Source organism: Sphingopyxis sp., assembly GCF_035250425.1.
GTDB lineage: Bacteria > Pseudomonadota > Alphaproteobacteria > Sphingomonadales > Sphingomonadaceae > Sphingopyxis.
The window spans coordinates 1-2284 of the sequence record NZ_DATFFD010000168.1; the positions used below are offsets into that span (position 1 = coordinate 1).

Consider the following 2284-nt stretch of genomic DNA (forward strand, 5'->3'; position numbering starts at 1 on the left):
AAGGCGGGGGCCGCTATCAACGTGGCACAAGGCTTCCAGCGGCCCCCGCCTTCGCGGCGGCGACGATCTTTAGTCCGCGAACAACAGGACCGGCGTCTCGACCAGCTTCTTGAGCGCCTGGACATAGCTCGCGGCATCCCAGCCATCGACGACGCGGTGGTCGCAGCTGATTGACAGGTTCATGAGCTTTGCCCTGCGGATGTCGTCGCCGTCGAAGACGGGGCGCTCGACAATCTTGTTCGGGCCGATGATCGCGACCTCGGGCCGGTTGATCACCGGCGTGGTCGCAATCCCGCCGAGCGGGCCGAGCGAGGTGACGGTCAGCGTGCCGCCGGTCAGTTCCTCGACCTTTGCCTTGCCGGTGCGCGCGGCTTCGGCAAGGCGCGTGATCTCGCTCGCGAGCTGCCAGACATTCTTGTCCTGCGCGTCGCGGATGACCGGGACCATCAACCCGGCGTCGGTCTGCGTCGCCATGCCGAGATGCACCGCGCCGTAGCGTGTCACCACGCCGCCCTCGTCATCGTAGCGCGCGTTGATCATCGGGAACTGCGGGATCGTGCGGCAAATCGCGACGATCAGGAAGGGCAGCATCGTCAGTTTCGGACGCCCGCCGCGATTGGCATTGAGGTCGGCGCGCATCTCTTCGAGCGCAGTGACATCCATTTCCTCGACATAGGTGAAGTGCGGGATCGCGCGCTTCGAGGCCGCCATATTCTCGGCGATCTTGCGGCGCATGCCGATGACCTTGACCGGCTCGTCGGCGCGGGCGCGCGACGCGCCCGGCGCATGATAGCCCTGCCCGCCGCTGTAGCGGAGAAAGGCGTCGAGGTCGGCGTGACGGACGCGATCGCCCTCGGCCTGCACTTGGCCGAGGTCGACGCCGAGATCCTTGGCGCGTGCGCGGACCGCGGGCGATGCCAATACCTTAGCTCCATTGCCCGTTTGTCCTGAGCTTGTCGAAGGACCGCTCTTCGTTTCGGGCGTTGAAGACAAGGACGGCCCTTCGACAGGCTCAGGGCGAACGGGTTGAGGGGTGGGTGTGGCGACCTCGACGTCCGAAATCTCTTCGGCGCCTGGCGCTTCCACCACGACTTCCTGTTCGGCCGGCGTATCTGCGGGCGGCGCTTCGACGTCCCCGTCGCCATCGGTCTCGATCACCGCGAGCGTCGAGCCGATCGGGATCAAATCGCCGACCTCGCCCGCCAGTTCGACGACGATCCCCGAAACGGGCGATTCCATTTCGACGGTCGCCTTGTCGGTCATCATATCGGCAAGCTGCGCGTCTTCCTCGACGCGTTCGCCGACACGCACATGCCAGGCGACGATTTCGGCCTCGGCGATGCCTTCGCCGATGTCGGGCAGACGGAATGAATAGCGGGCCATGGCGTCAGTCCTTCAAGATTTTCGTGAGCGCGGTCGCGATGCGCACCGGGCCGGGGAAATAGGCCCATTCGAGGCTATGCGGATAAGGCGTGTCGAAGCCGGTCACGCGTTCGACCGGCGCCTCGAGGTGATAGAAACAGCGTTCCTGCACGAGCGCGGCGAGTTCGGCGCCGAAGCCCGAGGTCCGCGTCGCTTCGTGGATGATCAGGCAGCGGCCGGTCTTTTTCACCGACGTTTCGATCGCGTCGATATCGAGCGGTAACAAGGTGCGCAGGTCGAGAATCTCGGCGTCGATGCCCATTTCCTCGACGATCGTCTTGGTGACATGGACCATCGTGCCATAGGCGAGGATGGTGAGCGCCTCGCCCGCACGCACCGTCGCGGCCTTGCCGAGTTCGATGCGGTAATAATCCTCCGGCACCGCGCTCGCATCATGCTTCGACCAGGGCTCGACCGGGCGGTCGTAATAGCCGCTGAACGGGCCGTTGTAGATGCGCTTGGGCTCGAGGAACACGACGGGGTCATTGTCCTCGATCGCGGCGATCAACAGCCCCTTGGCGTCATAGGGGTTCGACGGGATCACCGTCTTCACGCCGCAGATATGCGTCATGATGCTTTCGGGCGACTGGCTGTGCGTCTGGCCACCGAAGATGCCGCCACCGAAGGGCGTGCGCACCGTCATCGGGCATATGAAGTCGCCCGCCGAACGATAGCGCAGGCGCGCTGCTTCGCTGACGAGCTGATCGAGCCCCGGATAGATATAATCGGCGAACTGGATCTCGGGGACCGGGCGCAGGCCGTAAGCGCCCATGCCCACCGCAACGCCGATGATCCCGCATTCGTTGATCGGCGTATCGAACACGCGCGTCTTGCCATGTTTTTTCTGCAGGCCCGCGGTGGC

The 2284-nt window shown here is 64.8% G+C and carries 2 protein-coding genes; both read right to left on the bottom strand.

Features of this window, described 5'->3' with window-relative positions; genetic code table 11:
* Positions 1 to 69: 69 nt before the first annotated feature.
* Positions 70 to 1383: a dihydrolipoamide acetyltransferase family protein gene (locus VJ811_RS09945; protein ID WP_324072112.1), complete on the bottom strand. Its 1314-nt coding sequence runs from the start codon at positions 1381 to 1383 to the stop codon at positions 70 to 72.
* Positions 1384 to 1387: 4 nt separating this feature from the next.
* Positions 1388 to 2284: alpha-ketoacid dehydrogenase subunit beta (locus VJ811_RS09950; protein ID WP_324072113.1), on the bottom strand; the 897-nt coding region annotated here is incomplete at its 5' end.

What these genes read in the sequence shown, in the direction of transcription:
- VJ811_RS09945 (WP_324072112.1), bottom strand. Translation starts at nt 1,383, where the DNA reads ATGGCCCGCTATTCATTCCGTCTGCCCGACATCGGCGAAGGCATCGCC.